We start from the raw sequence: 24,301 nt of genomic DNA, 5'->3' as shown, positions 1-24,301 counted from the left end.
TGAGGACCTGCCGCCATCCCATCACTCGTGCGCGATCGCCGCCAGTACGTTCATGCGGGATGCACGCAACGCCGGCAGCAGCGCCGCCACGATGCCCACCACCGCCGAGCCGATCACCACCGCGACGATGGTGGTCCACGGGATCGCCAGCGCCTTCATGCCCTGCAGGGCCAGCACCTGCTGGACGCACACGCCCCACACCAGCCCGAGCGCGAGCCCCAGGACCGCGCCGAACACGGCGATCACCACCGACTCGAGCCGGATCATCCGGCGCAGCTGGCGCCGGGCGAGCCCGATGGCCCGCAGCAGCCCGATCTCCCGGGTCCGCTCCACGACCGACAGGGCAAGGGTGTTGACGACGCCGAGCACCGCGATGATGATCGCGAGCCCGAGCAGCGCGTACACGAGGTAGAGCAGCACGGCGATCTGGTCGTGCACCAGCTTCTTGTAGTCGGCCTGGTCGCGCACCTGGACCTGCGGATACGGCTCGAGGTTCTTGTCCAGGTTCTTGCGCAGCTGGTCGGGGCTGGTGCCGGAGGCCGCGTTCACGTACAGCGCGGAGTCCTGTCCGCCGGGCACGTACTTCTCGACCGTCGCGATTCCGAAGAACAGCCCGCCCTGCATGCCGAACCCGCCGGAGTTGTCCTGGTCGGTGAGCGCGGTGACCTTCAGCTCGGTCTTCTTCCCGGCGGGGAACTCGACGGGGATGGTGCTGCCGACCCGGACGCCGTGGTCCTTGGCGAAGTCGACGTCCATGCCGATGCTGCCGGGCGCGAGGGCCGCCGCCGAGTTCCCGGCCGCGTAGGTCACGTGGGCGACGTCGTCGACCCCGTTGTCGTATCCCGCCGCGGTGGTCTCGATGCGCTTGCCGTCCGGCAGTCGTACGGCGATCGGTGCGAACCGCTGTCGTACGACGAGGCCGACGCCCTCGGTGCCGCGGACCTTGTCGGTGACCTCCTGCGTGAACGGTACGAAGTTGCTGTTCTGGATCACGAAGTCGGCGCCCAGCGTCTTGTCGATCTGCTGGTCGAAGGACTTCGACATGGAGGCGCTGGCCACCGACATGCCGCCGACCAGGGCGAGGCCGACCATGAGGGCGGCCGCGGTGGCGCCCGTACGGCGCGGGTTGCGCAGGGCGTTGCGCTGGCTCATGCGGCCGATCGAGCCGAACAGGGCCGGGAACGCGGCGCCCAGTACGCGGATCACCGGGCGGACCAGGAGAGGGCCCGCGATGACGGTCGCGATCAGGGTCAGTACGACGCCGAGCCCCAGCAGCGAGGCCGACGAGGCCGTCTTCGTCGCGGTGGCACAGCCGACGAGGGCGGCGGCGCCGAGCACCCCGACGATCGAGCCGACGATCGCCCGTACCCGCAACGGCTTTCCGATACCGGCGATTTCGGCGTCCGCGAGCGCGGCCATCGGCGAGACGCCGGCCGCGCGCCGGGCCGGCAGGTAGGCCGCCACGAAGGTGACGCCTACGCCGACGACGTACGCCGCCACTGGGGTTCCCCAACCGACCACCATCTCGGTGGTCTTGAGGTTCATCCCGAACACGCTCATGAGTTTGATCAGCCCGGCCGCGAGCCCGATGCCCGCCGCCAGGCCCAGCGTCGAGCCGACCAGGCCGAGCAGGATCGCCTCGGTCAGCACGGACCGCCGCACCTGGCGCCGGTCGGCGCCGAGGGCCCGGAGCAGGCCCAGCTCCCGGGTGCGCTGGGCGATCAGCATGGAGAAGGTGTTGACGATCAGGAAGACGCCGACCAGGACGGCGATCCCGGCGAAGCCGAGCATCACGTACTTGATGACGTCGAGGAACCCGCCGAGGTCCGAGGCGGCCGACTTGGCCTGCTCGTCGGCGGTCTTCACGTCATAGGTGCCGGTGCCGATCTCGGCGACGATCCGGGTCTTGAGCTGGGCGTCGCTCACGCCCTTGGCCGCGTCCACCGAGATGCTGGTGGCCTTGCCCGCCGAGCCGAGCAGCTGGGTCGCGGCGGTCTTCGGGTCGAGGAAGACCAGGGCCGCGCCCGGGTTGGTGGTGGTGAAGGTGGCGATGCCGACGATCTGCACCTTGAAGGTGCCCGGCTGGGCCAGCACGGTGAGGGTGTCGCCGATCTTCACGTGCTTCTTGTCGGCGGTGTCGGCGTCCAGCAGCGCCTCGCCGCCGGACTGCGGGGCGTGGCCCGAGGTCAGCTTCACGGGGCTGCGGGCGGTGAGGTACCAGTCGGTGGCGATGGTGGGTGCGCCGGTGGTCGGCCCGACCGACTTGTTCTTGCTGTCGACGACCGTGATGTTCTGCACGCTGACGTCGGCGTGGGTCGAGGCGACGCCGTCGACCCTCGCCACGCGGCCCGCGAGGGAGGCGGGCACGGTCTCGGCCTCCCCCGTCGGCACCTGGGACTTGAGGTCCTGTCGCGGCTCCACCGTCACATCGGCGGACGTGGAGTGGAACAGCCGGTCGAAGGTGCGGGTGACGGTGTCGGAGAAGATCAGGCTGCCCGCGACGAACGCCACGGACAGGACGATCGCCAGCGCGGAGAGCAGCAGGCGTCCCTTGTGCGCGAGGAAGCTCCTGAGCGTCGCCTTCAGCACGGGTTCAGTCCTTGTCCAGGGTCACGTCTGCGGAGGGGCCGTCCGTCATGTCCGCGGAGGGGCCGTCGTCCTCGAACTGGCTGCGGATCACGTCGAACCGCTTCATGCGCTCCAGCACCGCCTCCGCCGTCGGCCGTTGCATCTCGTCCACGATGCGCCCGTCCGCGAGGAACAGCACCAGGTCGGAGTGGGCGGCGGCGCCGGGGTCGTGGGTGACCATGACGACCGTCTGGCCGAGTGCGTCGACGGCCTGGCGCAGGAAGGCGAGCACCTCGAGGCCGGCCCGCGAGTCGAGGTTGCCGGTCGGCTCGTCCGCGAAGATCAGCTCGGGCCGGGAGGCCAGCGCCCGCGCGCAGGCCACGCGCTGCTGCTGGCCGCCGGACAGCTGCGCGGGCCGGTGTTTGAGCCGGTCGCGCAGCCCGAGCGTGTCGATGACCTGGTCCAGCCATTTCTCGTCGGGTTTCTTGCCCGCGATGTCCATGGGCAGGGTGATGTTCTCGGCCGCGTTCAGCGTCGGGATGAGGTTGAACGACTGGAACATGAAGCCGATCCGGTCCCGGCGCAGCCGGGTCAGCTCGCGCTCCTTCAGCCCGGTGATCTCGGTGTCGCCGAGCCACACCTGCCCGGCCGACACCGTGTCCAGGCCCGCCAGGCAGTGCATCAACGTGGACTTTCCGGAGCCCGAAGGGCCCATGACCGCGGTGAAGCGGCCGCGCGCGATGTCCACGTCCACCGAGTCGAGGGCCAGCACGGTCGTCTCGCCCGTGCCGTACGCCTTGGTCAGACCGCGGGCGCGGGCCGCGATCCCGTCGGGCGACGCATGGCCCGGGGCGTGCTCCGCAGCAGGTGTGGACAAGGCCGCCTCCTCGCTCGTGGACACTCGACCTCCTCGTCCCGGCCGAGCGTAGTGTGATCCTGGGCACACTCGAAATCCCTCGGAGGTCCAGGGTGGTCTCCACCGCAGGTCGGGTCCCTGAGACCGGTGTAAGGGGCACTTTCCACCCGGGGGAGGACCTCTTGTCGTGCTAGCACTTCAGCGCTAGCTTCGAAGTATGGCGAAGACCCAGCTGAACGTGAGAGTGGACGAGGGCACGGCCCGCGCCGCCCGCGAGCGCGCCTTGGCCCGTGGCATGAGCGTCAACCGCTACATCGAGGAACTCGTGAAACAGGACACCGGAGAGGTCGGCCAGACGTTCGTGGAGGCCGCCGCAGACTTCATGAAGCAGTACGAGACGGTCTTCGCCGAGGAGTTCGGCAGCGAGGACGACAACACCCGCGAAGCTCGCCGCTGATCCCTTGAGCAACCTCAGCATCGATCTCGCCTGGCTTCTCATGCTCGCCGAACAGAAGACGCCCGGGGACCCCCAGGTCACCGACTGGGGTGCCCTCGTCGCGGCCGTCGCACGCCACGACGCCGAGATCTTCGACGTCCCGGTCTACGACGACCCGCACGCACGCGCGGCGGCCCTGCTCCAACTCCTCATCCACGTCCCCGCGTTGGAGCGCTCGAACGCCCTCTTCGCCTCGGCCGTCGCGTACGCCTACCTCGTCGCCAGCGGCCTGAGGGTGACCACCTCGCCGGTGCAGGTGCGCGACCTGGCCCGCCTGGTCAAGAGGGGCAATGCCACGGTGTACGACATCGCGGCGGAGCTGCGCAGCTGGACCATGTGATCGGGGCGGTCAGGCGGCCCTTTCGCCGGTCTCCGGCCGCCACGCCGTACCGAGCACGCAGTACGAGGTGGGCAGCTTCGGCCCCTTGTCCGGCATCAACAGCCGCCGGTAGGGGCCGAGTTCGAACCCGGCGTCGCGCAGTGCGGCGATCGGGTCGCGGGCCAGGTGGCAGCCGCCGTTGATCGGCGGCCACAGGGTGCGGTCCAGGGCGCGCTGGGTGAGGACCATCGCCGGTCCGCCGCCCCGCCCGTGCTCGAAGAACCGCACGACACCGCCGGGGCGCAGCACGCGCCGTACCTCCGCGAGCGCCCGCTGCACGTCGCGCACGCTGCACAGCACCAGGGAGACCACCGCCGCGTCGAACGCCTCGCTCTTGACGGGGAGCGCCTCGGCCGCGCCCGGTGCGACGTCCACCGGTACCTCGGCGCGCAGGGCGTTCTCGACGGCCAACTGGCGCAGCATGCGCTCCGGTTCGATCGCGACGACCTCCGAGACCGTGCTCGGATAGTGCGCGAAGTTCAGTCCGTTGCCCGCGCCGATCTCGATGACCCGCCCGGACAGGCCGGCCAGCAGCCGGCCGCGGATCCCGCCCATCCCCATCCGGGTCTCGGCGGACACGCTGATCCGGGCGTAGTAGCGGGCGAACAGCGGGTGGTGCACGGGATCCCGCGCCACCTTGGCGGCGCCGGGGGTCCTCAGCGGCATGGGGACCTCCTCTGCAGGACGGGCCTTACCGCGATTCTCCCCCGTACGAGCCCCGTGCACCCCCGCCGTCGTTGTCAGGCTCGGCTCAGGCGATGAAGTCCCGCACCTGCTCGTACACGCCGTAGTCGTTGTTCATGTCGGTGTGCGAGATGCATCCGACCTCGACGTTGGTCGCGCCGCTCAGGATCGCGGTGGTGTCCGGGGTGAGCGCGTCGTCGCAGTTCGACCAGTAGCTGGCGTACGAGACGCTGCCCGGTGTCTCGTCGCCGGAGTTCAGCGAGGTCAGGAAGGAGCTTCCGGTGTACATCTCCGCGCAGGAGGTGTAGAGCCACTTGCACCACGAGGCGGTCGTGGTGCCGTGGTTCACGCCGGCCGCCGAGACGAAGTCGTCGACGTACGACGTCCCGCCGAGGTTCTTGAGGTAGTAGCGCGCGCTGAGCGCGCCCATCGAGTGGACGACCAGGTCGACCTTCGAGGCGCCCGTCTGCGCGAGCACGCTCTTGACCTCGGTGGCCAGCTGCTGGGCGGTGGTGACGTTCGACTGCGACCAGTCGTACGACGACGCGAACAGCTCGGAGGAGGAGTAGCCGTCGGCCTCGAAGTCGGCGATCCAGTCGTCCCAGCTGCTGGCCGAACTGCTCAGGCCGTGCACGAAGACGATCGGGTTGTGGGTCGCCGCGTGAGCGGGCGCGGCGGACAGGGAGAGAGACAGAAGGAGCGATGAGACCACGGCCGACACGGCCGTGACGATGCGACGCTTGAAGCGCTGCATGATGCCTCCTGGTACGGGTGGGGTTGCCAGGAGTGTCGGATCGGGTCTACGCGCGCCGCATCGGCGAAATCGCCGGTCTTTACGGGTCAATTAACTCGCCAGTAACGTCATTCACGTGGTGACTCAGGTGAACCCCCCGCCCCTAGACCGCACTTCGCCACCGCAGCGCGACGCCTCCGCGCTTCCCGAGGGCGTCCGGACCCGGGTACTGCACGCGGTGTACGGCGACCCCCGCGCCGCCGCCGAACTCGTGCCGTTGCTCACCGAGCGCCAGTGGGCCGGCCTCGACCCGCTGCCCACGGACCCCGCCGCACTGGCCCCCGCCCTGCTGCGGGCGCACCGCGCGGAGATCCGGGCGCTCCCGGACGACACCCGCCTCCTGCTGCTCCTCGCGGCGGCCGACCAGTACCCGGTCGCCACCCACGCCTTCCTGCGCGCGGTCGCCGCCGCCCGACTGGACACCCGCCCACTGGAGGCCGCCGACACCGCCGGCATCGCGCACGCGGGCGCGGGCGGTGTCGTCTTCCGCGACGCCTGGACGAGGATCGCCGCGTACGAGACCGCCTCCCCGGCGGACCGCCGCGACGTGCACCGGCTGCTGGCCCGCGTCCTGCGCGGCGACGGCGAGACACCCCGCCGCTCCTGGCACCGGGGCGCGGGCGCGCTCGGCCCGAGCGGACGGCTCGCCGCGGAGCTGGGCGCCGCCGCGGGCCAGGCACGGGACACCGGCCAGCTCACACTGGCCCGCGCGCTGACCGAACGCGCCGCCGGGCTCTGCCCCGACCCGTCCGACCGGACCCGCCTGCTCACCCGCGCCGCCACCGACGCCTGGCACGCGGGCGACGCCGACCGGGCTCACCACCTGGCGGCAACCGCCACGGCCGACGACGCCCTGACGGGCCTGTTCGCCCTCCGCGCGGGGAACGCGACGGAGGCCTTCGACGCACTGCTGGCGGCGGCAGCTCGGACCGGCGCGGATGGGCGAGGGAACGGTTCTGCACCTGTCGACGGTTCTGCACCCGCTGACGGTTCTGCGGCTCCCGGCGGCGCGTCGGCCGACGATGGCACGACCCCCGCCGCCCACCTCCTCGCCCGGGCCACCGAAGCCGCCATGTACACCGGCGACCTGCGCCGCTGCCGGGAGGCCGCCGGTGTGGCCGAGCGGCTGGAGGTCGTGCCGCCCGGCACGCTGGGCGGGCTCGCCGCCGCGTTCGAGGGACGCTACGAGGACGCCCGGGATCTGCTGGAGGCGGCGGCCGGGCGGTGCGGTCCGGGAGGGGACCCCACCCTGCTGGTGCACGCCGGCATCGCCGCCCTCCTGCTCGGCGACCACACCCGCGCCGCCACCGCCACGGTGCGGGCGGCCGCATCGGCACGCGCGCGTGGCGTCACCGCAACCGCCGTACAGGCACAGGAGTTCCGGGCCTACGCCGAGTTCTGGACCGGACGCCCGCACGCCGGGGCGGCCACCGCCATGGACGCCCTGCGGCAGGCGTACGCCACCGGCCAGGACAACGGCGCCTGCCATCTGCAGGCCGCCCTCGCCATGTTCGCGGCGGTCACCGGCGACGCCGACACCTGCCGGGACCGCGCGGCGGCCGCACGGTCGTACGCCCTGCCCCGCGGTCTGGGACTGCCCGCCGCGCTCGCCCAGTGGGCGCTCGCCTTCCTCGACCTGGCGGACGGCCGCTTCGCCGGCGCGGCGGTGCGGCTGCGCGCCCTTGCCGGCTTCGGCCCGGGCCACGGCCACCGGGCCATCCGGCACCTGGCCACCCCGCACTACGTCGAGGCGGCCGTCCGCACCGGCGACACCCGCGTCGCCCGGGCCGCGCACGCCGACTACCACCGCTGGGCCACCGCCGTGCGCAGCCCCGACGACCTGGCCCTCAGCGCCCGCTGCCGGGCCCTGCTGGCGCCCGGCGCCGAGGCCGTCGAGCACTACCGCACCGCACTCGACCTGCACGCGCGCGGCACCCGCGACTTCGAACGCGCCCGCACGGAGCTGCTGTTCGGCAGCGCACTGCGCCGGCTGCGCCGTCGTACGGAGGCACGCGACCGTCTCGCCAGCGCCCTGGAGGCGTTCGACTGTTTCGGTGCCCCGCACTGCGCGGTGCAGGCCCGCGCCGAACTCCGCGCGCTGGGCGCACCCGCCGCCGCGTCGCGAGGAGGCGACGACGACCCCACCACGCGCCTGACGGCACAGCAGCTGCTGATCGCGCGGATGGCCGCCGACGGCGCCACCAACCGCGAGATCGCAGCCCGCCTGGCCCTCAGCCCCCGCACCATCGACCACCATCTGCGGGGCGTGTTCAGCCGGCTGGGCATCCGCTCACGGATCGAACTGGTACGGCTCTTCGGCGACGACGGCCCCGTCCGGTGACCGGGCCGCGCCGCTCATCCGAATGGCACATCGGTCGCTCATCGTGAAGATGTCGCTGCAAAGCGGGACGACTTCGGGCAAATACTCTGCTCCTCGCAGCCGTGCGGACACGCTGCGCCACGACGACTCGAGGAACGACGAAGGGTGTCGACATGTCAGATCCAGGCCGCCCGGTGAGACGCCCGTCCCGGTTCGTCCTCGCCTCGCTCGCCGCCGCGGCCGCGCTGCTGGCGACCGGCCTGTCGCAGCCGGCGCCCGCCGCCGCGGTGCCGCCCACCACCGCCGACGGGGATGCCGTCACCGCCGACACGGTTGCCATGGAAGGCGGCGCCCCGGCCGACGTCACCACCTTCTCCACGGGGTGGCAGACGCCCTGGGACATCACCTTCATGCCGGACGGACGCTCGGCGCTGGTGACCGAGCGGCTCACCTACCAGGTCTACCGCCTCGGCCTCGACGGCAAGAGGACGGACGTCGGCGAGGTCCCCAACACGGTCCCCGAGCCCTATGACGACGGCCCAGGCGGTCTGCTGGGAGTCGAGCCGTCACCGACCTGGGACGGCAAGAAGGACAAGCAGGTGTTCTTCGTGCACACCACGAAGACCCAGACCCAGATCGTCAGGATGGACTACGACGGCAAGAAGCTCAGCCACTACAAGACGCTGATCACCGGGATCAAGCGGATCGGGAACCACAACGGCGGCCAGATCAAGTTCGGCCCCGACGGCTACCTCTACGTCACGACCGGCGACGCCTACACGCCGAATCTCGCGCAGGACAAGAAGTCGCTCAACGGAAAGATCCTCCGGATCACCAAGACCGGCGCCCCGGCCCCCGGCAACCCGTTCGGCGACCGCATCTACAGCTACGGCCACCGCAACCCGGAGGGCCTGGCCTGGGACCGCAACGGCCGCCTGTGGGAGGCGGAGGTCGGCGACCAGACCTGGGACGAGGTCAACCTCATCAAGCCGGGCGCCAATTACGGATTCCCGGTCTGCGAGGGCGCCTGCGACCACCCCGGCATGACCAACCCGACCGTCGTCTTCCACCCGGAGTGGGGCGTGCCCTCCCAGGTGCTCGTCATCAACAACGTCCTCTACGTGTCGTCGCTGCGCGGCAAGCGGCTGTGGCGCATCCCGATCGTGGGGGACAGCGAGTACGTCGGCACGCCGGTCGACTTCTTCCCCGGCAAGTACGGGCGCCTGCGCGCCATGGCCCAGGTGCCCGGCAAGGACGAACTGCTGCTCGGCACCAGCGATCTCGGATACGGCAAGGACAAGATCCTCCGCGTGTCCATCAAGTGACCACCCGCCCCGAAACCACCCACGGAAAGCCCAGAGAGGAAGTACCCGTCATGAACGAGACCACGCAGCAGCTCAAGCCCGTCGAACAGATCCCCTCGAAGGACACGGACAAGGCCACCTGGCAGCCGCCCTCCTACGAGATCGTCGACACCGCGCTCGAGGTCACCGCCTACTCCCTCAGCTCCCGCTAGCCGACGCCATGCTGCTGCTCGTACTCGGCACCGCCGCCGGTGGCGGCATCCCCCAGTGGAACTGCGCGTGCCCCGGCTGCTCCGGGGCGCGCGCCCATCCGCACCGGCGCCGCCGTCACGCCTCCCTCGCCGTACGCACCGACGACGGCCGCTGGTACATCGTCAACGCGACACCCGACATCGGCGACCAGATCGAGGTCCAGGAAGAACTCCACCCGGGCCCCGGCCGCCGGCAGACACCGATCGCCGGACTCGTCCTCACCGACGCCGAACTCGACCACACCCTGGGCATCGCCCGGCTGCGCGAGGCCGACGGACTCGAGGTGATCACCACGGCCCCGGTCCGCCAGGCGCTCCTGGACCGCCTGCACCTCGGTGACGTACTGGCGCCGTACACCTCCCTCACCTGGCGCGAACTGCAGCCGCGCGGCGCCGAACCCCTCGACCCCGGCACCTCGGGCCTGCAGCTCAGCGGCATCCCGGTGTCGGGCAAGCGGCCGCGGTACGCCGCCGACGCTCCGGACGACGACGCCTGGGTCGTCGCGCTGCGCCTGTACGACCCGGCCTCCGGCGCGACCGCGCTCTACGCTCCCGCCCTGGCCGCCTGGCCCGACCGCCTCCAGCAGGCCGCCGTGGAGGCCGACTGCGTGATCGTCGACGGCACCTTCTGGGACGACGAGGAGCCCCGCCGCACGGGCATCTCCGAGCGCACCGCCACCGGCATGGGCCACCTGCCCATCGAGGGCCCGGGCGGTACGGCCGAACGGCTCGCCGGCCTGACCGCCCGATGCCTCTACACGCACCTCAACAACACCAACCCCCTCGTCGACCCGGCAGCTCCGCAGCACAAGCGGCTGGCACGGCTGGGCCTCGAGGTGGCGTCCGACGGGATGGTGATCGAACTTTGAATCCGGCCGCCGTGACCACGGCACCCACCCCGCTCGCGGAGCCCTGGAGCCCCGCGGAGTTCGAGGCACGACTGCGCGCGGTGGGGGAGGAGCAGTACCACGACAGCCACCCCTTCAACCTCCGTATGCACAGCGGCGATCTGAGCCGCGAGGAGCTGCGCCGCTGGATCACCAACCGCTTCCACTACCAGCGCCACATCCCCGTCAAGGACGCGCTGATCACCGCCAAGCTGGACACCCCCGCACTGCGCCGGATGTGGCTGCGCCGCATCCAGGACCACGACGGGCTGCAGGACGGCGAGGGCGGCATCGAGCGCTGGCTGCGGCTCGGTGAGGCGGCCGGGGTGGACCGCGAGACGCTGCTGCGCGCCGACACCGTGCTGCCGGGCGTACGGCTGGCGGTCGACGGATACGTCAACTTCTGCCGGCTGCGCCCGCCGCTCGAAGCCGTCGCCGCCTCGCTGACCGAGCTGTCGGCGCCGGATCTGATGACCACCCGCATCGAGGCCTTCGAGCGCCACTACCGGTGGATCGAACCCCATGGCCTCGCCTACTTCCGTACCCGTGTCTCCCAGGGTCGGCGCGACAGCGGCGAGGCACTCGACCTCGTGCTCGACTGGGCCCGCACCCGGGACGACCAGGAGCGTGCCGTGGCCGCGCTGCGCTTCAAGTGCGACGTCCTGTGGTCGCTGCTCGACGCCGTGGACCGGGCGGGCCGCCGGGAGCAGGCATGAGGGCGGCGGCGGTGGCCGACTGGCGGCCCGTGCTCGCGCCCGCCGTCGTCCTGCGGCACGACCGCGCACGCGACACGGACCTGCTGCTCCTTCCCGAACGCGTCGTCGTCCTGCACGGCGGGGCCGGCCCGATCGTCGGCCTGTGCGACGGCACCCGCAGCGTGCGCGACATCGTCGACGACCTGGCCGAACGCTTCCCCGGCTCCTCCGTGGCCACCGACGTCCCCGCCTTCCTCGAACGGCTGCGCACGGAGGGCTGGCTCCGATGACCGTCACCGACCCGGCGCCCACCGCCGCCCTGGCACCCGCGCCCGCCCGCCCCTGGGCCCTGCTGGCCGAACTCACCCACGCCTGCCCGTTGCACTGCGGGTACTGCTCCAACCCCCTGGAGCTGACGCGGCGCTCGCGCGAGCTGACCACCGAGCAGTGGACGGAAGTGATGTGCCAGGCGGGCGAGTTGGGCGTCGTCCACACCCATCTCTCGGGCGGCGAGCCGCTGTTGCGGCCGGACTTGGAGCAGATCGTCACCGCGGCCGAGCGCGCCGGGATCTACACCCAACTGGTCACCAGCGGTGTGGGCTTGGACCGGGCCCGGCTGTCCGCGCTCGCCGCCGCCGGACTGCGCAGCGTCCAGCTGTCCGTCCAGCATGCCGACCCGAGCGCCTCCGACCGGATCGCCGGCCGCCGTTCCTTCGCCGAGAAGGAACGGGCCGCCGCGCTCGTACGGGCCGCCGGTCTCCCCCTCGGCCTCAACGTCGTCCTGCACCGCGAGAACCTCGACGCCATCGACGCCGTCATCGAACTGGGCGTGTCCTGGGGCGTGGACCGCATCGAACTCGCCAACGCGCAGTTCTACGGCTGGGGTCTGCTCAACCGCGCCGCGCTGCTCGCCACCCGCGACCAGCTCACCCGCGCCCGCGACGCCGTAGAGCGATGGCGGGAGCGGCTCACACCGGACGGCCCCGAACTGGTCTGGGTCGTCCCCGACTACTTCGACGGCGTGGCCAAGCCGTGCATGGGCGGATGGGGAGCGGTGTCGCTGACGGTCGCCCCGGACGGCACCGTCCTTCCTTGCCCGGCCGCGGCCTCGCTGCCGGACCTGGACCCGCCGAACGTCCGCGACCGTTCGCTGGCCTGGATCTGGGACCACTCCAAGGCGTTCACCCGCTACCGCGGGACCGACTGGATGGCCCAGCCCTGCCGCAGCTGCTCCCGCCGCGACGAGGACTTCGGCGGCTGCCGCTGCCAGGCCTTCGCCCTCACGGGAGACGCCACCCGCGCCGACCCTGCCTGCAGCCTCTCGCCGGACCACGGACTGATCCGGGCGCTGGCCGACGACAGCTCGGACGGGACGGGAGCGATCAGGCGGCGGGCACCGAGCCGGCCCGAGTCCACCGGGAGCAGACGACGGTCGGAGGCGTGAGCCTGCACCGGGCGTTATGTTGACCGCATGTACTCGGCACAGGTCTCCGGGCATGTGAACGCCCCGCCGTCGGCGGTCTACCGGGCGCTGGTGGACGCCGACGCGATCGCGCACTGGCGGGTGCCGGCCGGCATGAGCAGCCACGTGCACGAATTCGATGCCCGCGAGGGCGGACGGTTCCGCGTCTCACTCACCTACGACACACCGGCCGGCACCGGCAAGTCGGCGTCGCACACCGACACCTACCACGGCCACTTCGCGCAGCTCGTGCCGGACGAGCAGGTGGTCGAGGTGCTCGAGTTCGAGACCGCGGATCCCGCCCTGCGGGGCACGATGACGATGACGACCACACTCACCGCCGTGCACGGCGGCACCGACGTCCTCGTTCGGCACGAGGGGATCCCCGACGCCGTGCCTGCCGCCGACAACGAGACGGGCACGCGCATGGCCCTGGCAAACCTCGCCCGGCTCGTCGAGGCGAGCGAGCCTTCCGACGGCGTCTAAGGCGCCTCGCGCACCCGGAACGCCTCCGCGTCCCACGTCCCGTCCAGCCGCGGTGCCAGCCAACTCGGCGCCGTGGCACGGAAGTCGGCGGGAGCGAGCGATCCGGCGCCCATGGGCAGCGCGCCCAGCAGCGGGGCCCCGGCGACGTCCGTCAGGTCCGTGATGTTGCAACGCATCGCGAGATCCGGGGAGTCGGGCCAGCCGCCGATGACGACGCCCAGCAACTCCACGCTCCGCGAGCGCAGTTCGCGCGCGGTCAGCTCCGTCGTGTTCAGGGTGCCCAGGCCCGCAGACGCCACCACGAGCACCGAGGCCCGCAGCATCTCCGCCGCGTCCGCCAGTGTCCCGCCCGCCGGGTCGAACCGGACGAGCAGTCCGCCCGCGCCCTCCACCAGCACCAGATCGTGCTCGGTGGCCAGCTTGCCGGCGGCCTCGGCGACGTCCCGCGGATGCACCGGCGCCATCCCGGCCCGCCGCGCGGCCGTCCCGGGCGCCAACGGCTCGGGATAGCGGGCGAGTTCGCTCGCCGTCACGGCACCCGCGAGCCGCGCCACTTCCTGTGCGTCCCCGCGCTCGTCCGGCCGTACACCCGTCTGCGCGGCCTTCAGTACGGCCACCGACCGGCCGGCCGCGACCGCCGAGGCGGCGACGGCGGCGGTCGTGATGGTCTTGCCGACCTCCGTGCCCGTGCCCGTGATCACCAGGATCGGCATGCTCATCCTTCCCGTGCCGCCGCGCACACCGCGCGTGCGATCCGTGCCAGGTCCTCGTCCCCGGTGACGTACGGCGGCATCGTGTAGATCAGGTCGCGGAACGGCCGCAGCCACACGCCCTCGCGCACGGCGGCGGCCGTGGCGGCCTTCATGTCGACGTCGTGGTCGAGCTGGACGACCCCGATCGCGCCGAGGACGCGTACGTCCTTGACGCCCGGAAGCCCGCGGGCCGGTGCCAGGCCCTCCCGCAGGCCCGTCTCGATCCGCTTGACCTCGCCGAGCCAGTCCTGGCCGAGCAGCAGCTCGATGGAGGCACAGGCGACGGACGCCGCAAGGGGGTTGCCCATGAAGGTCGGGCCGTGGGCGAGGACCGGGACCTCGCCCTGCGAGATGCCGTCCGCCACACGGGCAGTGCACAGCGCCGCCGCCATGGTCATGTAGCCGCCGGTCAGCGCCTTGCCCACGCACATCACGTCCGGCGTCACCGCCGCGTGGCCGGCGGCGAACAGCGCGCCCGTGCGCCCGAAGCCGGTCGCGATCTCGTCGAACACCAGCAGCACACCGTGCGCGTCGCAGGCCTCGCGCAGCACCCGCAGATACGCGGGGGAGTGGAAGCGCATCCCGCCCGCGCCCTGCACCACCGGCTCGACGATCACCGCGGCCAGCTCGTCCGCGTGCCGCTCGATCGCCGAACGCAGCTGCTGCGCGTACGACTCCTCGTACTCGACCGGAGGCGGGTCCACGAACACCTGCTGCTGCAGCACCCCGCTCCACAGCTGGTGCATCCCGCCCTCGGGGTCGCACACCGACATCGGCTGCCAGGTGTCGCCGTGGTAGCCGCCGCGCCAGGTCAGCAGGCGCTGCTTGGCGGGTCGGCCCAGGGAGCGCCAGTACTGCAGGCACATCTTGACCGCGACCTCGACCGACACCGAGCCCGAGTCGGCGAGGAAGACGTGCTCCAGGCCCTCGGGCGACATGTCGACAAGGTGCTTTGCGAGCCGTACGGCGGGCTCGTGCGTGAGCCCGCCGAACATCACGTGGCTCATCCGGCCGAGCTGCTCGCGCGCGGCCTCGTTGAGCACCGGGTGGTTGTAGCCGTGGATGGCCGACCACCAGGACGACATGCCGTCGACCAGTTCGCCGGAGCCGTCCGCCAGCCGCAGCCGTACCCCGCTCGCCGATTCCACGACGAGCGGTTCCTGACGGCCCGGCATGGGCCCGTACGGGTGCCACACATGCCGTCGGTCGAGCTCCAGCAGCTCGGACACGGGCAGGTCAGGCATTGGGTGCGAGGTCCGTTCCGACGCCGCGGTGGCGCAGGGCGACCAGGTCGGTGCGGGGCTCGTTGACCGCGGGCGCCGTGGCGGGCGTACCGCAGACTCCGCCGCTCTCGTGCGACCCGCACCCCGCGTCCTCGTGGGACCCGCAGCCGGCACCGGCGTGCGAACCGCAGCCGCCGCCCGCGCTCACCCGGTGCTCCGGAAGGGTGACCTGGTCGGCGCCCTCCACCTCGAAGCCGGCGTCCGAGATCATCTCCAGGTCGGCCTGGCCGGCCTGGCCCTCGGTGGTCAGGTAGTCGCCGAGGAAGATCGAGTTGGCCAGGTTCAGGGCCAGCGGCTGCATCGAGCGCAGATGGACCTCGCGGCCGCCGGCGATGCGCACCTCGATGTCCGGGCAGACGAACCGCACCATCGCCAGGATCCGCAGGCAGCGCTGCGGGGTGAGGTTCCACTCCTTGGCCAGCGGGGTGCCCTCGACCGGGATCAGGAAGTTGACCGGCACCGAGTCCGGGTCCAGCTCGCGCAGCGAGAACACCACGTCGACCAGGTCCTCGTCGCTCTCGCCCATGCCGGCGATCAGCCCGGAGCAGGCGGACAGACCGGCCGCGTGGGCCTTGTTCACGGTGTCGACCCGGTCGGCGTACGTGTGCGTGGTCGTGATGTCCCCGTACGTCCCCTCGGACGTGTTCAGGTTGTGGTTGTAGGCGTCCGCGCCCGCCTCGCGCAGCCGCTCCGCCTGGCCGTCGGAGAGCAGACCGAGGCAGGCGCACACCTCGACGCCCTCGTGTCGTTCCTTGATCGCCTTGATGGTGCCCGCGACCCGCTCCACGTCACGGTCCGTCGGCCCGCGCCCGGAGGCGACCAGGCAGACCCGCTTGGCGCCACCGGCCAGACCGGCCGCGGCGGCCTCGGAGGCCTGTTCGGGCTTGAGCCAGGTGTACTTCAGGATGTCGGCCTTGGAACCGAGCCGCTGGGAGCAGTAGGAGCAGTCCTCCGGACAGAGCCCGGACTTGAGGTTGACGAGATAGTTGAGTTTCACCCGTCGGCCGAACCAGTGCCGGCGCACCTTTCCGGCCGCGGCCACCACGTCCAGCACGTCGTCGTCGGAAGTGGCCAGGACGGCCAGAGCTTCCTCGCGGGTCGGCAGCTCGCGCCGAAGCCCCTTGTCCACCAGCGTGTTCAGCAGGTCCATGAGAGCCGATCCTGTCTTACGGAAGCGCTCCCGGCCAAGGAGAGATTGAACAAGAGAGGCACTTCGTCGTGTGGGTATTGCCACATCATGGGGTGCGGCCCGTGCGGCTAGTGTCTGTCCACTGCCTACAAAAGCCCCGGAGGAGTCATGGCGTTCGGCTGGATCGACGAGCAGGCGGAGCTGCGCCGCCGCGCCGGGCTCGTACGGACCCTGCGCCCGCGCCCGGCCGACTCCCCGCTGCTGGATCTCGCGAGCAACGACTACCTGGGTCTGGCCCACCATCCGGCCGTCGCCGAGGGCGCGGCCGAGGCGGCGCGGACCTGGGGCGGCGGCTCGACCGGGTCCCGGCTCGTCACCGGTACGACGGAACTGCACACCGAGCTCGAGCGCGAACTGGCCGACTTCTGCGGCTTCGAGGCGGCGCTCGTCTTCTCCTCCGGCTACGCGGCCAACCTCGCCGCGGTCACCACGCTCGCCCCGCACGGCTCCCTGATCGTCTCCGACGCGGGCAACCACGCCTCCCTGATCGACGGCTGCCGGCTGGCCCGCGCCACCACACAGGTCGTGCCGCACTCCGACCCGGAGGCGGTCCGCAAGGCACTGCGCACGCACGAGGGCACCGCGGTGGTCGTCTCCGACACGGTCTTCTCCGTCGACGGCGACGCCGCCCCGCTGGCCGAGTACGCCGCCGCATGCCGCGAGCGCGGCGCGGGACTGCTCGTCGACGACGCCCACGGGCTCGGCGTCCTGGGCGACGGCGGCCGGGGCGCGGCGCGGGCGGCGGGCCTCGCGGGCGCCGACGACGTGGTCGTCACCATCACGCTGTCCAAGTCGCTCGGCAGTCAGGGCGGAGCGGTGCTCGGGCCCGCCCGGGTCATCGACCACCTGGTCAACGCGGCCCGCACGTTCATCTTCGACACCGGCCTGGCCCCCGCGGCGGCGGGTGCGGCCCTGGCGGCCCTCAGGCTGCTGCGCCGCGAGCCGCAGCGCGCGGCGCGGGCCCGCGAGGTGGCGGCGGAACTGCACGCACGCCTGACCGCCGCGGGTCACGAGGCGGTACGTCCGGACGCCGCGGTCGTCTCCGTGCGCGCGCCGTCCCCGGAGGAGGCCGTGCAGTGGGCGGCCGACTGCCGTACGGCAGGCCTCGCCGTGGGCTGTTTCCGTCCGCCGTCCGTGCCGGACGGCATCTCACGGCTCAGGCTGACCGCCCGCGCGGACCTCTCCGGGGAACAGATCGAACGCGCTGTACGCGTGATCGGCGAGACGCGACCATGAGTCGGCGTGACACGGCCGTGTGCCGCACGATGCGGAACTGATCAGGAACGGAACGCGGCCGTGAAGCCCGCCCAGCTCTCGGGGGAGAAGAGCAGCGCGGGTTTGGCCGGGTCCTTGGAGTCGCGCACGGCCAGCAGTCCGGCGCAGGGACCGGAGGGCGGCAGTGCCGTCTCGACGCAGTTGTTCGCTCCCGTGCTGTAACTGCTGCGCAGCCACCGCACACCGTGCAGATCGGTACTGGAAGGTACGTTCCGAGGCAGTGCAGACATGGTGCCTCCTTACGCGTTACGTGCCGTCACCTAGCCCGGCGATGTAATCCAATGAGTCCTCGGGCGAAAGGGCGTGGATCTGAAGGGCGTTGAAGGCCTCGGTATAGGCCTGGAGGTCTTCTTTCCGTTCGAGGTAGAGGCTACTCGTCAAGTGGTCGAGAACAACCACGTCCAGATCAGAAGTGCGCGAAAATGAGAAGATAACGAAAGGCCCAGTGACGCCGACATGTGCCCCGGCGGCGAACGGCAGTACCTGAAGCCGTACTTGGGGTAGACGCGCCGCCTCGAGGAGCCGCCCGAGTTGTTGCGCCATGACGTCGGGGCCGCCGATCTCACGGTGCAGCACCGCCTCGTCGAGCACCGCGCTCAGCTCCAGCGGCGGATCGGCCCGCAGTACGTCCTGTCTGGCCAGCCTCACCTCGACCAGGGCGTCCAGCCGTTCGTCGTCCAGCCCGTCGACCGCGGCCCGGGTCACCGCGCGCGCGTACTCGGGCGTCTGCAGCAGACCGGGCACGACGGAGGTCTCCAGCGTGCGCATCGCGCTCGCCTGGGACTCCAGGCTGATGAAATCGCGGTAGGTCGGCGGCAGTACGCCGCGATAGGCGTGCCACCAATGATGGCGGCCGCTGCCCTCGTCGGAACCCGCCAACACCAGGATCAATTCCCGCAGTTGGGCGTCGGCAACGCCGTAGACGTCGAGAAGTAACCGCACATCGGCCGGTTTCGCCCCGCTGGACCCGGTCTCGATCCGGCTCACCTTGGACTGGTGCCAGCCCACCATTCTGGCCGCCTCGCCACTGGTGAGCCCCGCACCCGTGCGCAACGCACGCAGTTCGGCGCCCAGCTTCCGGCGGCGCACCGCGGGACCGTGCTGCATGCGCTACTCCTTACTCCTTCCGGGCCACCCAAATACGGTCTCCCGTCGCAGAGTTCACCGCTTTGAGCGACAGATATATGCATATCTTGGTGGATCGCCACCCGTGACCGGCGCGGTAATGGCAGTCTGGCGAAGAAGCACCAGTCCGGAACCGTACTCGAACCATCCGCTCCGTGTCGGACTCCGGTCCCGTGGGAAAGGGACGACCGCGCCATGGCAGACCATCTGGAAGCATCCGTCACTCTGCCGAGCGTTCCCGCCTCGGTCTCCGCGGCCCGCGGTTACGTGGTCACCACCCTGGCGGAATGGGGGCTGCCGGCCGACACGGAAGTGGCCGAGACGGTCCGCCTCATCGTCTCCGAACTCGCCACCAACGCCGTACAGCACACCTTCGGGCTGTCCCCCACCTTCACGGTGGACATCGAGCTCGACCGCGACGAACAGCTGCGCATCGGCGTCACCGACAGCCACCCCCGCTTCCCGAAACGCCTGCCGGCCGCCGTCCAGCAGGACAACGGCCGCGGCATGGTGATCATCCGCTGGCTGGCCGCCGAGTGCGGCGGCCGCCTCCATGTGCGCCCCACCCGCGAGGGCGGCAAGACGGTGTCCATCGAACTCCCGTGGACCATCAAGGCCCAGCCGGTGACGGCCGGGGGCCCGCAGGAGCCGTAACGGATCCCTAGGCGCTCGGTGCCGTCTCCCGGTCCTGTGCCGGGGTGCTGACGTGCCGTCGGCTCTCGTCGGCCTGCGCGGCACGCCACACCAGCCGGGGCAGCAGTCCCCACAGGGCGAGGCAGACGAGCAGCGTGCCCGCGCCCGCCGCCACCGCGCCCGCCCGGCCCGCCGTCACATCCACGACGAGCAGCACCGAGCCCGTGAACGCGAGCACCAGAACGCTCATGCCGAGGGTGGCCAGCCGCGAAGAGACCTGCACGATCCGGGGCTTGGCGCCCCGCTGGAAGAGCGAGCGGTGCAGGGCGGCGGGCGCGGTGAACAGGGCGGCCGCGAGCACCGCGAGCAGAAGCGTCGTCACGTACGTGGCGCGCTGGACCGTGTCGAGGGACGGGAAGCGCGGGGTGAAGGCCAGGGTCAGCAGGAAGGCGAAGAGGATCTGCACCCCGGTCTGGGTGACGCGCAGTTCCTGGAGCAGCTCGCCGAAGTTGCGGTCGGCGCGCTCCAGCGGGGTCTCGTTGCGTGCGGTGCAGGTGCGGTGGTCGGACATGGCCCACGGGTAACCAGCCCGGCCGGGGTCAGGCCCGCGGGGGCGACGGCCGGTCAGGTCGGCGCCGCCCCCGCGGGAGAGTCAGCTGACCCGGCCGTACCAGACGCTCTTGGTCCAGATCTTCTGCAGCTTTACGACGTCCCCGGTCTTCGGGGCGTGCCAGATCTTCCCCTTCCCGGCGTAGATGCCCACGTGGTAGACGTTGGAGCCCGAGTGGAAGAACACGAGGTCTCCGGCCTTGCGGCTCTTCGACGAGATGTGGTGGGTCTTGTTGTACTGCTGGGCCGCCGTACGGGGCAGCTTCTTGCCCGCCTTCTTGAACGAGTACAGCGTGAGCCCTGAGCAGTCGAACCGCCGTGGCCCCGTGGCGCCCCACTTGTACGGGGAACCCTTTTTGGAGGCCGCGATCTGAAGTGCCTTCGTCGCCGGCGTGGCGGCCGCGGCGTCGGAGGCGACACCCGGGACCACGATGGAGCCGCCCACAGCGGCGATGGTCAGAGCCGAGGCCGTACCGGCCCGGGCCATCAGCGACGGGACACGATTGAGCGCAGTCATGCGCAACCCTTCGTCAGCCGCCTGTGAAGGATGACCTGTCGGATTCGGGCTGGCGAAGTTGCCCGGCCGCTGACGCGGCTTCACCCCAAGGGCTGCTCGACCCGGTCATGGCGTGACCGTTTCGGCGACCCGTCTAGCTTGGGTCCTCCACTCCTGCCGATCCACTCCTGTCGACCGGTCATCCGGGCGGCGGCAGGACTCGGCGTCCGCCCGGACCGCCCCGCCGCTGCGGCGGGGGCTTGTCGTCAGGAAGGGATCTTCACCTAAAGAAGTCCGAAAATCCCAATGGAAACGGGTGTTTGTGTTGTTACTCACCACTCACCCGTTCGGGTGGACACCCCTGTGTTCGAGGGGGCGTTGAGGCCCCCGACGAGCCTCGGACCTGCGGCGGAACACTTCATTCCGCCTTCCGGTCAGGCGCGTTGCGCAACCCTGACGGTCGCGAAAAAGGAGCTGTGTCTACTCCAAAAGGGGGTACGCCATTTGGTCCGTTTGAACACCGGTCCGGACGCCTCGCCGTGGGGGCGGGACGTCCGGACCCCTCGCGTGTGCGTCAACTGTCGGACTGCGGCGGCACGGTGACCCGGGCCGTGCGCCGCTCCCCGTCCAGGACCCTGAGGGCCCGCCCCAGCGTGGGGGCGTGCAGCTCGGTCTCGCCCCGCTGGTGCATCAGCGCGAGCGCGTCGCGCAGTTCGGCGGCCTTGCTCACCAGCGCCTGCGCGGCGCGCAGCCCGCGGTACGTGTCCCCGTGGTGCGCCGGGTTGATGCGGCCGAGCAGATCGACCACGTCGAGGTAACGGTCGATCAACTCTCCCTCGGCGCGGGTGAGTGCGGGCAACGGCGGAAGTTCGGGTGGGAGCACCGGCCGCTCACCGCCCCGTGGGCGGGGCGAGGGTGGACTTGCGGCTGGGGATGATCTGGTCCACCAGCCCGTAGTCCACCGCCCCTTGGGCGTCCAGGATCTTGTCCCGCTCGATGTCCGCGTTCACCTGCTCCAGGCTGCGTCCCGTGTGCCGTACGAGCATCTCCTCCAGGCGGCTGCGCATCCGCGTCAACTCCTCGGCCTGGATGGCCAGATCACTGGCCTGTCCCTCGACGGGCTCGGCCAGCGCCGGCTGGTGGATCACCACGCGGGCACCCGGCAGCACGAACCGCTTGCCCGGTGCGCCGGCGCCCAGCAGCACCGCGGCGGAGGAACCCGCCTGTCCCAGACAGGTCGTCTCCACGTCGCAGGTGACGTACTGCATCGTGTCGTAGATCGCCGTCATCGCGCTGAACGAGCCGCCCGGCGAATTGATGTACAGCGCGATGTCCCGGTCGGGGTCCTTGTGCTCCAGGTACATGAACTGCGCCATCACGTCGTTCGCCGAGGTGTCGTCGATCTGCGTGCCGAGGAAGACGATCCGCTCCTCCAGCAGCTTCGAGTACGGATCCATCGACTTGGTTCCGTAACTCGTGCGCTCGGTGAACTCGGGCAGGACGTAGCGGGCGGTCGGTCGGGTCATGGGATACCCCTCCTTCGGCGTCTGTAAAAAATGTACAGGACGTACGTGACGTTATGATGGGGGTATGGCCTACGAGATTCCGGTGACGCAAGCCAGGGCTGAGCTCGCCGACCTGATCAACCGGGTGGTGTACGGCGGTGAGCGCGTCGTCGTGACGCGGCACGGCAAGCCCCTCGTCGCCCTCGTTTCCGCCGCCGACCTGGCACGACTGGAAAAGCTCCAGGAGCTCGAGGAGCCGGCCGAGGAGCAGGTGATCAGCTCGGTCTCCTCGGTCCGAGAGGTGGCGTCCGCTCCCCGCGAACAGCAGCGCTTCGGCATCGCGGCGCACCACCGGGGGACCAGCGCGTCGTAGGAGGCGCAACGCGAAGACCGTGCACCCCGTCCGCTACTGCGGGGTGCACGGTCGGTCCTGCGGCGAGGGCGTGGGCGGTCAGCCCACGGGGGCGAGCTGCCGGTCGACGGCCGGCTCCGCGGTCTTCGTCCGTCCCTTGAGCGCGCTGCCGAGCAGTACGGCGCCCAGGCCCAGCGCGGCCCACCAGGTGAGCGTCAGGGCGGGGCCGGTCGCCGCCGCGCCGTCGAAGAACGACACCGAGCGGAGCAGCGTCGTGCCGGCACCCGGCGGCAGCCACTGGCCGATGGTGCCGACCGGCTCCGGCAGCATCTGGGGCGCCGAGGACGCGCCGGAGAAGGGGTTGCCGAACAGCATCACCACGCCGGCGACGATCCCGATGCCGGCATGGCCGAGGAGTGCGGCGAGCCCGGCGACCGCGCCGCTCACGGCCAGCGTGGCAAGACCCAGCACTCCTGCTTCCGTCCACCAGTCGCCGGTGAGCACCCCGAGCCAGCTGTCCGCGATGCCGGCGCCGGCCACGCCGACCAGGGCGGCGGCGCCGACCAGTGCGGTCACGGCACGGAAGCCGCGCAGCCCGAGCACGGTCACCACCGCGCCCGCCGTGATCCCGGCCAGGGCGAGCGGCAGCACACTGGAGGTCAGGGCCGCGCCGCGCGGGTCGTTCTCCGGTGCGGCCACGACGTCGACCGTCCGGACCTGCGTGCCGTCGGCGGACGCCTGCTGCGCCACCGCCTGCTGCAGCATCTGTGCCACGACCGGGCCGGCGGCCGAGGCGGTCAGCAGCTCGGGGCCCTGGGCGGTGACGACGACCGCGCCGTATACGGTCCGGTCCTCGATGGCGTCGCGGGCCGCGGCCTCGTCGGCGTAGTGGTGGATCTCGAACGCGCCCTTGTGCTGCGCCAGCTGTTTCTCCACCTGGGCCGTCGCCGCGGTGGGCCCGGCCAAGCCGAGCGGCAGGTCGCGCGGGGCGGTGCGGGCGGCGGGCCAGGCGAAGGCCCACAGTGCCAGGGCGGCGAGCACGGGGACCAGGACGACGACCGCGATCAGGCGGCGGGTCCGTGTCCTTGCGGGGGTAGCGGATGTGGCGGACATGGGCTTCCTCTCCGGGGTGGAGTAAAAAGAAGGATCGTTCGTTTTGGTTGTGTCACCACCGTCCTGCCGTCCGGGGTCGCTTGTCAAGAAGGAATGTTCGTTTTAATTTGGGGGCATGGCCCGTGTATCCCAGGAACACCTCGACGCCCGCCGCCGGCAGATCCTCGACGGCGCCGCGCGCTGCTTCGCCCGCAACGGGTTCCATGCCACGTCCATGCAGGACGTGCTGAAGGAGGTCGATCTGTCGGCCGGGGCCGTGTACCGCTACTTCAGCGGCAAGGAAGAGCTCATCGCCGCGATCGTCGGCGAAGTGCTCGGCCAGGTCCACGAGGGCTTCGCGGAGGCGTCCCTCAGCAGCCCGCCCCCGCCTCCGGACCTTCTGGTGACGTCGGTCATGGGCCGCGTCCTCGCCAGCAAGGAGTCCGTGACCGTGGACGGCCGGCCCGCGTTCCCGAGGCTGGTCGTCCAGGTGTGGGCGGAGACGCTGCGGAACGACGAGCTCGCGAACCTGCTGAGCGAGGGCTACGGCGCCGTGCAGGACGCGTGGACGCGGATCGCCGAGGCCTACCAGGACGCCGGGACGATGCGGTCGGACGTGGCCCCGGACCGTGTGGCCCGCACGATGATGGCCGCCGCGATGGGTTTCCTCGCACAGCAGGCCCTGTTCGGGCCGACGTCGGGCGAGGTCCTGCAGGACGGTCTACGGGCGTTGATGAGCGTGCAGGATCACAGCTCGGTTAACTTGCTTGAAACTCGGTCCAACTAGCCTGCCGATCCACGCCACCAGG

General features: G+C 71.3%; 28 protein-coding genes and 1 riboswitch. Of the genes, 14 read left to right on the top strand and 14 right to left on the bottom strand.

The annotated features are described in order from the left end of the window. Positions 1-21 precede the first annotated feature (21 nt). Complete coding sequence (locus tag ABZ880_RS36400) at positions 22-2,589, bottom strand: ABC transporter permease (RefSeq protein ID WP_361272080.1); 2,568 nt, start codon at positions 2,587-2,589, stop codon at positions 22-24. A 4-nt stretch (positions 2,590-2,593) separates the two neighbouring features. Continuing rightward, positions 2,594-3,445 carry an ABC transporter ATP-binding protein gene (locus ABZ880_RS36395; protein WP_361272210.1) on the bottom strand — a complete coding sequence of 284 codons (852 nt, stop codon included), beginning with the start codon at positions 3,443-3,445 and terminating at the stop codon, positions 2,594-2,596. 196 nt (positions 3,446-3,641) lie between these two features. On the opposite strand from ABZ880_RS36395, the gene ABZ880_RS36390 reads away from it, so the two are divergent. Beyond that, the gene (locus tag ABZ880_RS36390; RefSeq protein ID WP_361272078.1) at positions 3,642-3,881 is read left to right on the top strand and encodes a toxin-antitoxin system HicB family antitoxin; all 240 of its coding nucleotides are present in this window, start codon (positions 3,642-3,644) and stop codon (positions 3,879-3,881) included. 4 nt (positions 3,882-3,885) lie between these two features. Continuing rightward, entirely contained in the window at positions 3,886-4,260 is a 375-nt protein-coding gene (locus ABZ880_RS36385) for a fic family toxin-antitoxin system, toxin component (RefSeq protein ID WP_361272075.1), read from the top strand. Between the two features lie 9 nt (positions 4,261-4,269). Here the strand turns inward: ABZ880_RS36385 and ABZ880_RS36380 are convergent, their stop codons facing one another. Then, positions 4,270-4,965: a class I SAM-dependent methyltransferase gene (locus ABZ880_RS36380; protein WP_361272072.1), complete on the bottom strand. Its 696-nt coding sequence runs from the start codon at positions 4,963-4,965 to the stop codon at positions 4,270-4,272. A gap of 85 nt (positions 4,966-5,050) precedes the next feature. After that, positions 5,051-5,737, bottom strand: coding sequence for a triacylglycerol lipase (locus ABZ880_RS36375; protein WP_361272069.1), 687 nt, complete (start codon positions 5,735-5,737; stop codon positions 5,051-5,053). A gap of 115 nt (positions 5,738-5,852) precedes the next feature. On the opposite strand from ABZ880_RS36375, the gene ABZ880_RS36370 reads away from it, so the two are divergent. The 8 genes from ABZ880_RS36370 (at position 5,853) to ABZ880_RS36335 (ending at position 13,181) form a co-directional block, all read left to right on the top strand. Then, entirely contained in the window at positions 5,853-8,117 is a 2,265-nt protein-coding gene (locus ABZ880_RS36370; protein WP_361272067.1) for a LuxR C-terminal-related transcriptional regulator, read from the top strand. A gap of 152 nt (positions 8,118-8,269) precedes the next feature. Next, a complete protein-coding gene (locus tag ABZ880_RS36365) occupies positions 8,270-9,421 on the top strand; it encodes a PQQ-dependent sugar dehydrogenase (RefSeq protein WP_361272065.1) in 1,152 nt (383 codons plus the stop codon). Between the two features lie 50 nt (positions 9,422-9,471). Beyond that, positions 9,472-9,612, top strand: coding sequence for a pyrroloquinoline quinone precursor peptide PqqA (pqqA, locus tag ABZ880_RS36360; RefSeq protein ID WP_361272062.1), 141 nt, complete (start codon positions 9,472-9,474; stop codon positions 9,610-9,612). Positions 9,613-9,620: 8 nt separating this feature from the next. Beyond that, positions 9,621-10,520, top strand: coding sequence for a pyrroloquinoline quinone biosynthesis protein PqqB (gene pqqB / locus ABZ880_RS36355; RefSeq protein WP_361272060.1), 900 nt, complete (start codon positions 9,621-9,623; stop codon positions 10,518-10,520). A gap of 11 nt (positions 10,521-10,531) precedes the next feature. Continuing rightward, positions 10,532-11,254: a pyrroloquinoline-quinone synthase PqqC gene (gene pqqC / locus ABZ880_RS36350; protein WP_361272058.1), complete on the top strand. Its 723-nt coding sequence runs from the start codon at positions 10,532-10,534 to the stop codon at positions 11,252-11,254. Beyond that, complete coding sequence (pqqD, locus tag ABZ880_RS36345; protein WP_361272055.1) at positions 11,251-11,523, top strand: pyrroloquinoline quinone biosynthesis peptide chaperone PqqD; 273 nt, start codon at positions 11,251-11,253, stop codon at positions 11,521-11,523. The genes pqqC and pqqD overlap by 4 nt, the downstream gene beginning before the upstream one ends. After that, complete coding sequence (gene pqqE, locus ABZ880_RS36340; RefSeq protein ID WP_361272053.1) at positions 11,520-12,677, top strand: pyrroloquinoline quinone biosynthesis protein PqqE; 1,158 nt, start codon at positions 11,520-11,522, stop codon at positions 12,675-12,677. Before pqqD ends, pqqE begins: the two co-directional genes overlap by 4 nt. 27 nt (positions 12,678-12,704) lie before the next feature. Then, positions 12,705-13,181 carry an SRPBCC domain-containing protein gene (locus ABZ880_RS36335; RefSeq protein ID WP_361272050.1) on the top strand — a complete coding sequence of 159 codons (477 nt, stop codon included), beginning with the start codon at positions 12,705-12,707 and terminating at the stop codon, positions 13,179-13,181. Here the strand turns inward: ABZ880_RS36335 and bioD are convergent. The 3 genes from bioD to bioB are packed head-to-tail and all read right to left on the bottom strand — an operon-like array spanning position 13,178 to position 16,366. Next, complete coding sequence (gene bioD, locus ABZ880_RS36330; RefSeq protein WP_361272048.1) at positions 13,178-13,894, bottom strand: dethiobiotin synthase; 717 nt, start codon at positions 13,892-13,894, stop codon at positions 13,178-13,180. The two genes, ABZ880_RS36335 and bioD, sit on opposite strands and share 4 nt — an antisense overlap. 2 nt (positions 13,895-13,896) lie before the next feature. After that, on the bottom strand, positions 13,897-15,177 hold the full coding sequence (locus ABZ880_RS36325) for an adenosylmethionine--8-amino-7-oxononanoate transaminase (RefSeq protein WP_361272045.1): 1,281 nt from the start codon (positions 15,175-15,177) through the stop codon (positions 13,897-13,899). Continuing rightward, positions 15,170-16,366 carry a biotin synthase BioB gene (gene bioB, locus ABZ880_RS36320; RefSeq protein WP_361272043.1) on the bottom strand — a complete coding sequence of 399 codons (1,197 nt, stop codon included), beginning with the start codon at positions 16,364-16,366 and terminating at the stop codon, positions 15,170-15,172. The genes ABZ880_RS36325 and bioB overlap by 8 nt, the downstream gene beginning before the upstream one ends. Before the next feature lie 147 nt (positions 16,367-16,513). Between bioB and ABZ880_RS36315 the strand changes: the two genes are divergently transcribed. Continuing rightward, positions 16,514-17,641, top strand: a complete 1,128-nt coding sequence (locus ABZ880_RS36315) for an 8-amino-7-oxononanoate synthase (protein ID WP_361272040.1) — start codon at positions 16,514-16,516, stop codon at positions 17,639-17,641. 41 nt (positions 17,642-17,682) lie between these two features. Here the strand turns inward: ABZ880_RS36315 and ABZ880_RS36310 are convergent, their stop codons facing one another. Together ABZ880_RS36310 and ABZ880_RS36305 are read right to left on the bottom strand one after the other, a co-directional pair. After that, entirely contained in the window at positions 17,683-17,910 is a 228-nt protein-coding gene (locus ABZ880_RS36310) for a DUF397 domain-containing protein (protein ID WP_361272038.1), read from the bottom strand. Positions 17,911-17,926: 16 nt separating this feature from the next. Beyond that, complete coding sequence (locus ABZ880_RS36305) at positions 17,927-18,787, bottom strand: helix-turn-helix transcriptional regulator (RefSeq protein WP_361272035.1); 861 nt, start codon at positions 18,785-18,787, stop codon at positions 17,927-17,929. Between the two features lie 213 nt (positions 18,788-19,000). Here ABZ880_RS36305 and ABZ880_RS36300 point away from each other — a divergent pair, with 213 nt between their 5' ends. Then, positions 19,001-19,459 (top strand): ATP-binding protein, encoded by a 459-nt coding sequence (locus ABZ880_RS36300; protein WP_361272033.1) that lies wholly within the window; start codon positions 19,001-19,003, stop codon positions 19,457-19,459. A 7-nt stretch (positions 19,460-19,466) separates the two neighbouring features. On the opposite strand, the gene ABZ880_RS36295 is transcribed toward ABZ880_RS36300, so the two are convergent. The 4 genes from ABZ880_RS36295 to ABZ880_RS36280 form a co-directional block, all read right to left on the bottom strand. Then, the gene (locus tag ABZ880_RS36295) at positions 19,467-20,009 is read right to left on the bottom strand and encodes a DUF6328 family protein (protein ID WP_361272030.1); all 543 of its coding nucleotides are present in this window, start codon (positions 20,007-20,009) and stop codon (positions 19,467-19,469) included. Positions 20,010-20,090: 81 nt separating this feature from the next. Further along, positions 20,091-20,564 (bottom strand): C40 family peptidase, encoded by a 474-nt coding sequence (locus ABZ880_RS36290; protein ID WP_361272027.1) that lies wholly within the window; start codon positions 20,562-20,564, stop codon positions 20,091-20,093. A gap of 3 nt (positions 20,565-20,567) precedes the next feature. Next, positions 20,568-20,779: riboswitch (cyclic di-AMP (ydaO/yuaA leader) on the bottom strand. A gap of 338 nt (positions 20,780-21,117) precedes the next feature. Then, positions 21,118-21,426, bottom strand: a complete 309-nt coding sequence (locus ABZ880_RS36285) for a hypothetical protein (protein ID WP_361272025.1) — start codon at positions 21,424-21,426, stop codon at positions 21,118-21,120. A 7-nt stretch (positions 21,427-21,433) separates the two neighbouring features. Beyond that, complete coding sequence (locus tag ABZ880_RS36280; protein WP_361272022.1) at positions 21,434-22,069, bottom strand: ATP-dependent Clp protease proteolytic subunit; 636 nt, start codon at positions 22,067-22,069, stop codon at positions 21,434-21,436. A gap of 64 nt (positions 22,070-22,133) precedes the next feature. Here ABZ880_RS36280 and ABZ880_RS36275 point away from each other — a divergent pair, with 64 nt between their 5' ends. Continuing rightward, positions 22,134-22,421, top strand: coding sequence for a type II toxin-antitoxin system Phd/YefM family antitoxin (locus ABZ880_RS36275; RefSeq protein WP_361272019.1), 288 nt, complete (start codon positions 22,134-22,136; stop codon positions 22,419-22,421). A 78-nt stretch (positions 22,422-22,499) separates the two neighbouring features. Here ABZ880_RS36275 and ABZ880_RS36270 read toward each other — a convergent pair whose 3' ends face one another. Then, positions 22,500-23,513, bottom strand: coding sequence for an ABC transporter permease (locus ABZ880_RS36270; RefSeq protein WP_361272016.1), 1,014 nt, complete (start codon positions 23,511-23,513; stop codon positions 22,500-22,502). Positions 23,514-23,628: 115 nt separating this feature from the next. On the opposite strand from ABZ880_RS36270, the gene ABZ880_RS36265 reads away from it, so the two are divergent. Further along, complete coding sequence (locus ABZ880_RS36265) at positions 23,629-24,279, top strand: helix-turn-helix domain-containing protein (RefSeq protein WP_361272013.1); 651 nt, start codon at positions 23,629-23,631, stop codon at positions 24,277-24,279. Positions 24,280-24,301 lie beyond the last annotated feature (22 nt).

Origin of the sequence: Streptomyces sp. NPDC047043, assembly GCF_040644055.1 — a bacterium.
GTDB lineage: Bacteria > Actinomycetota > Actinomycetes > Streptomycetales > Streptomycetaceae > Streptomyces.
The sequence above is the reverse complement of the archived record's forward strand: the minus strand, read 5'-3'. Positions and strand labels throughout refer to the sequence as shown.

Bases quoted from the DNA above. Each gene is read 5' to 3' on its own strand.
- ABZ880_RS36390 (WP_361272078.1), top strand. From the start codon at position 3,642: ATGGCGAAGACCCAGCTGAACGTGAGAGTGGACGAGGGCACGGCCCGC.
- ABZ880_RS36380 (WP_361272072.1), bottom strand. From the start codon at position 4,965: ATGCCGCTGAGGACCCCCGGCGCCGCCAAGGTGGCGCGGGATCCCGTG.
- ABZ880_RS36375 (WP_361272069.1), bottom strand. From the start codon at position 5,737: ATGCAGCGCTTCAAGCGTCGCATCGTCACGGCCGTGTCGGCCGTGGTC.
- ABZ880_RS36365 (WP_361272065.1), top strand. From the start codon at position 8,270: ATGTCAGATCCAGGCCGCCCGGTGAGACGCCCGTCCCGGTTCGTCCTC.
- pqqA (WP_361272062.1), top strand. From the start codon at position 9,472: ATGAACGAGACCACGCAGCAGCTCAAGCCCGTCGAACAGATCCCCTCG.
- pqqB (WP_361272060.1), top strand. From the start codon at position 9,621: ATGCTGCTGCTCGTACTCGGCACCGCCGCCGGTGGCGGCATCCCCCAG.
- pqqD (WP_361272055.1), top strand. From the start codon at position 11,251: ATGAGGGCGGCGGCGGTGGCCGACTGGCGGCCCGTGCTCGCGCCCGCC.
- pqqE (WP_361272053.1), top strand. From the start codon at position 11,520: ATGACCGTCACCGACCCGGCGCCCACCGCCGCCCTGGCACCCGCGCCC.
- ABZ880_RS36335 (WP_361272050.1), top strand. From the start codon at position 12,705: ATGTACTCGGCACAGGTCTCCGGGCATGTGAACGCCCCGCCGTCGGCG.
- bioD (WP_361272048.1), bottom strand. From the start codon at position 13,894: ATGCCGATCCTGGTGATCACGGGCACGGGCACGGAGGTCGGCAAGACC.
- ABZ880_RS36325 (WP_361272045.1), bottom strand. From the start codon at position 15,177: ATGCCTGACCTGCCCGTGTCCGAGCTGCTGGAGCTCGACCGACGGCAT.
- bioB (WP_361272043.1), bottom strand. From the start codon at position 16,366: ATGGACCTGCTGAACACGCTGGTGGACAAGGGGCTTCGGCGCGAGCTG.
- ABZ880_RS36315 (WP_361272040.1), top strand. From the start codon at position 16,514: ATGGCGTTCGGCTGGATCGACGAGCAGGCGGAGCTGCGCCGCCGCGCC.
- ABZ880_RS36310 (WP_361272038.1), bottom strand. From the start codon at position 17,910: ATGTCTGCACTGCCTCGGAACGTACCTTCCAGTACCGATCTGCACGGT.
- ABZ880_RS36305 (WP_361272035.1), bottom strand. From the start codon at position 18,787: ATGCAGCACGGTCCCGCGGTGCGCCGCCGGAAGCTGGGCGCCGAACTG.
- ABZ880_RS36300 (WP_361272033.1), top strand. From the start codon at position 19,001: ATGGCAGACCATCTGGAAGCATCCGTCACTCTGCCGAGCGTTCCCGCC.
- ABZ880_RS36295 (WP_361272030.1), bottom strand. From the start codon at position 20,009: ATGTCCGACCACCGCACCTGCACCGCACGCAACGAGACCCCGCTGGAG.
- ABZ880_RS36290 (WP_361272027.1), bottom strand. From the start codon at position 20,564: ATGACTGCGCTCAATCGTGTCCCGTCGCTGATGGCCCGGGCCGGTACG.
- ABZ880_RS36280 (WP_361272022.1), bottom strand. From the start codon at position 22,069: ATGACCCGACCGACCGCCCGCTACGTCCTGCCCGAGTTCACCGAGCGC.
- ABZ880_RS36275 (WP_361272019.1), top strand. From the start codon at position 22,134: ATGGCCTACGAGATTCCGGTGACGCAAGCCAGGGCTGAGCTCGCCGAC.
- ABZ880_RS36270 (WP_361272016.1), bottom strand. From the start codon at position 23,513: ATGTCCGCCACATCCGCTACCCCCGCAAGGACACGGACCCGCCGCCTG.
- ABZ880_RS36265 (WP_361272013.1), top strand. From the start codon at position 23,629: ATGGCCCGTGTATCCCAGGAACACCTCGACGCCCGCCGCCGGCAGATC.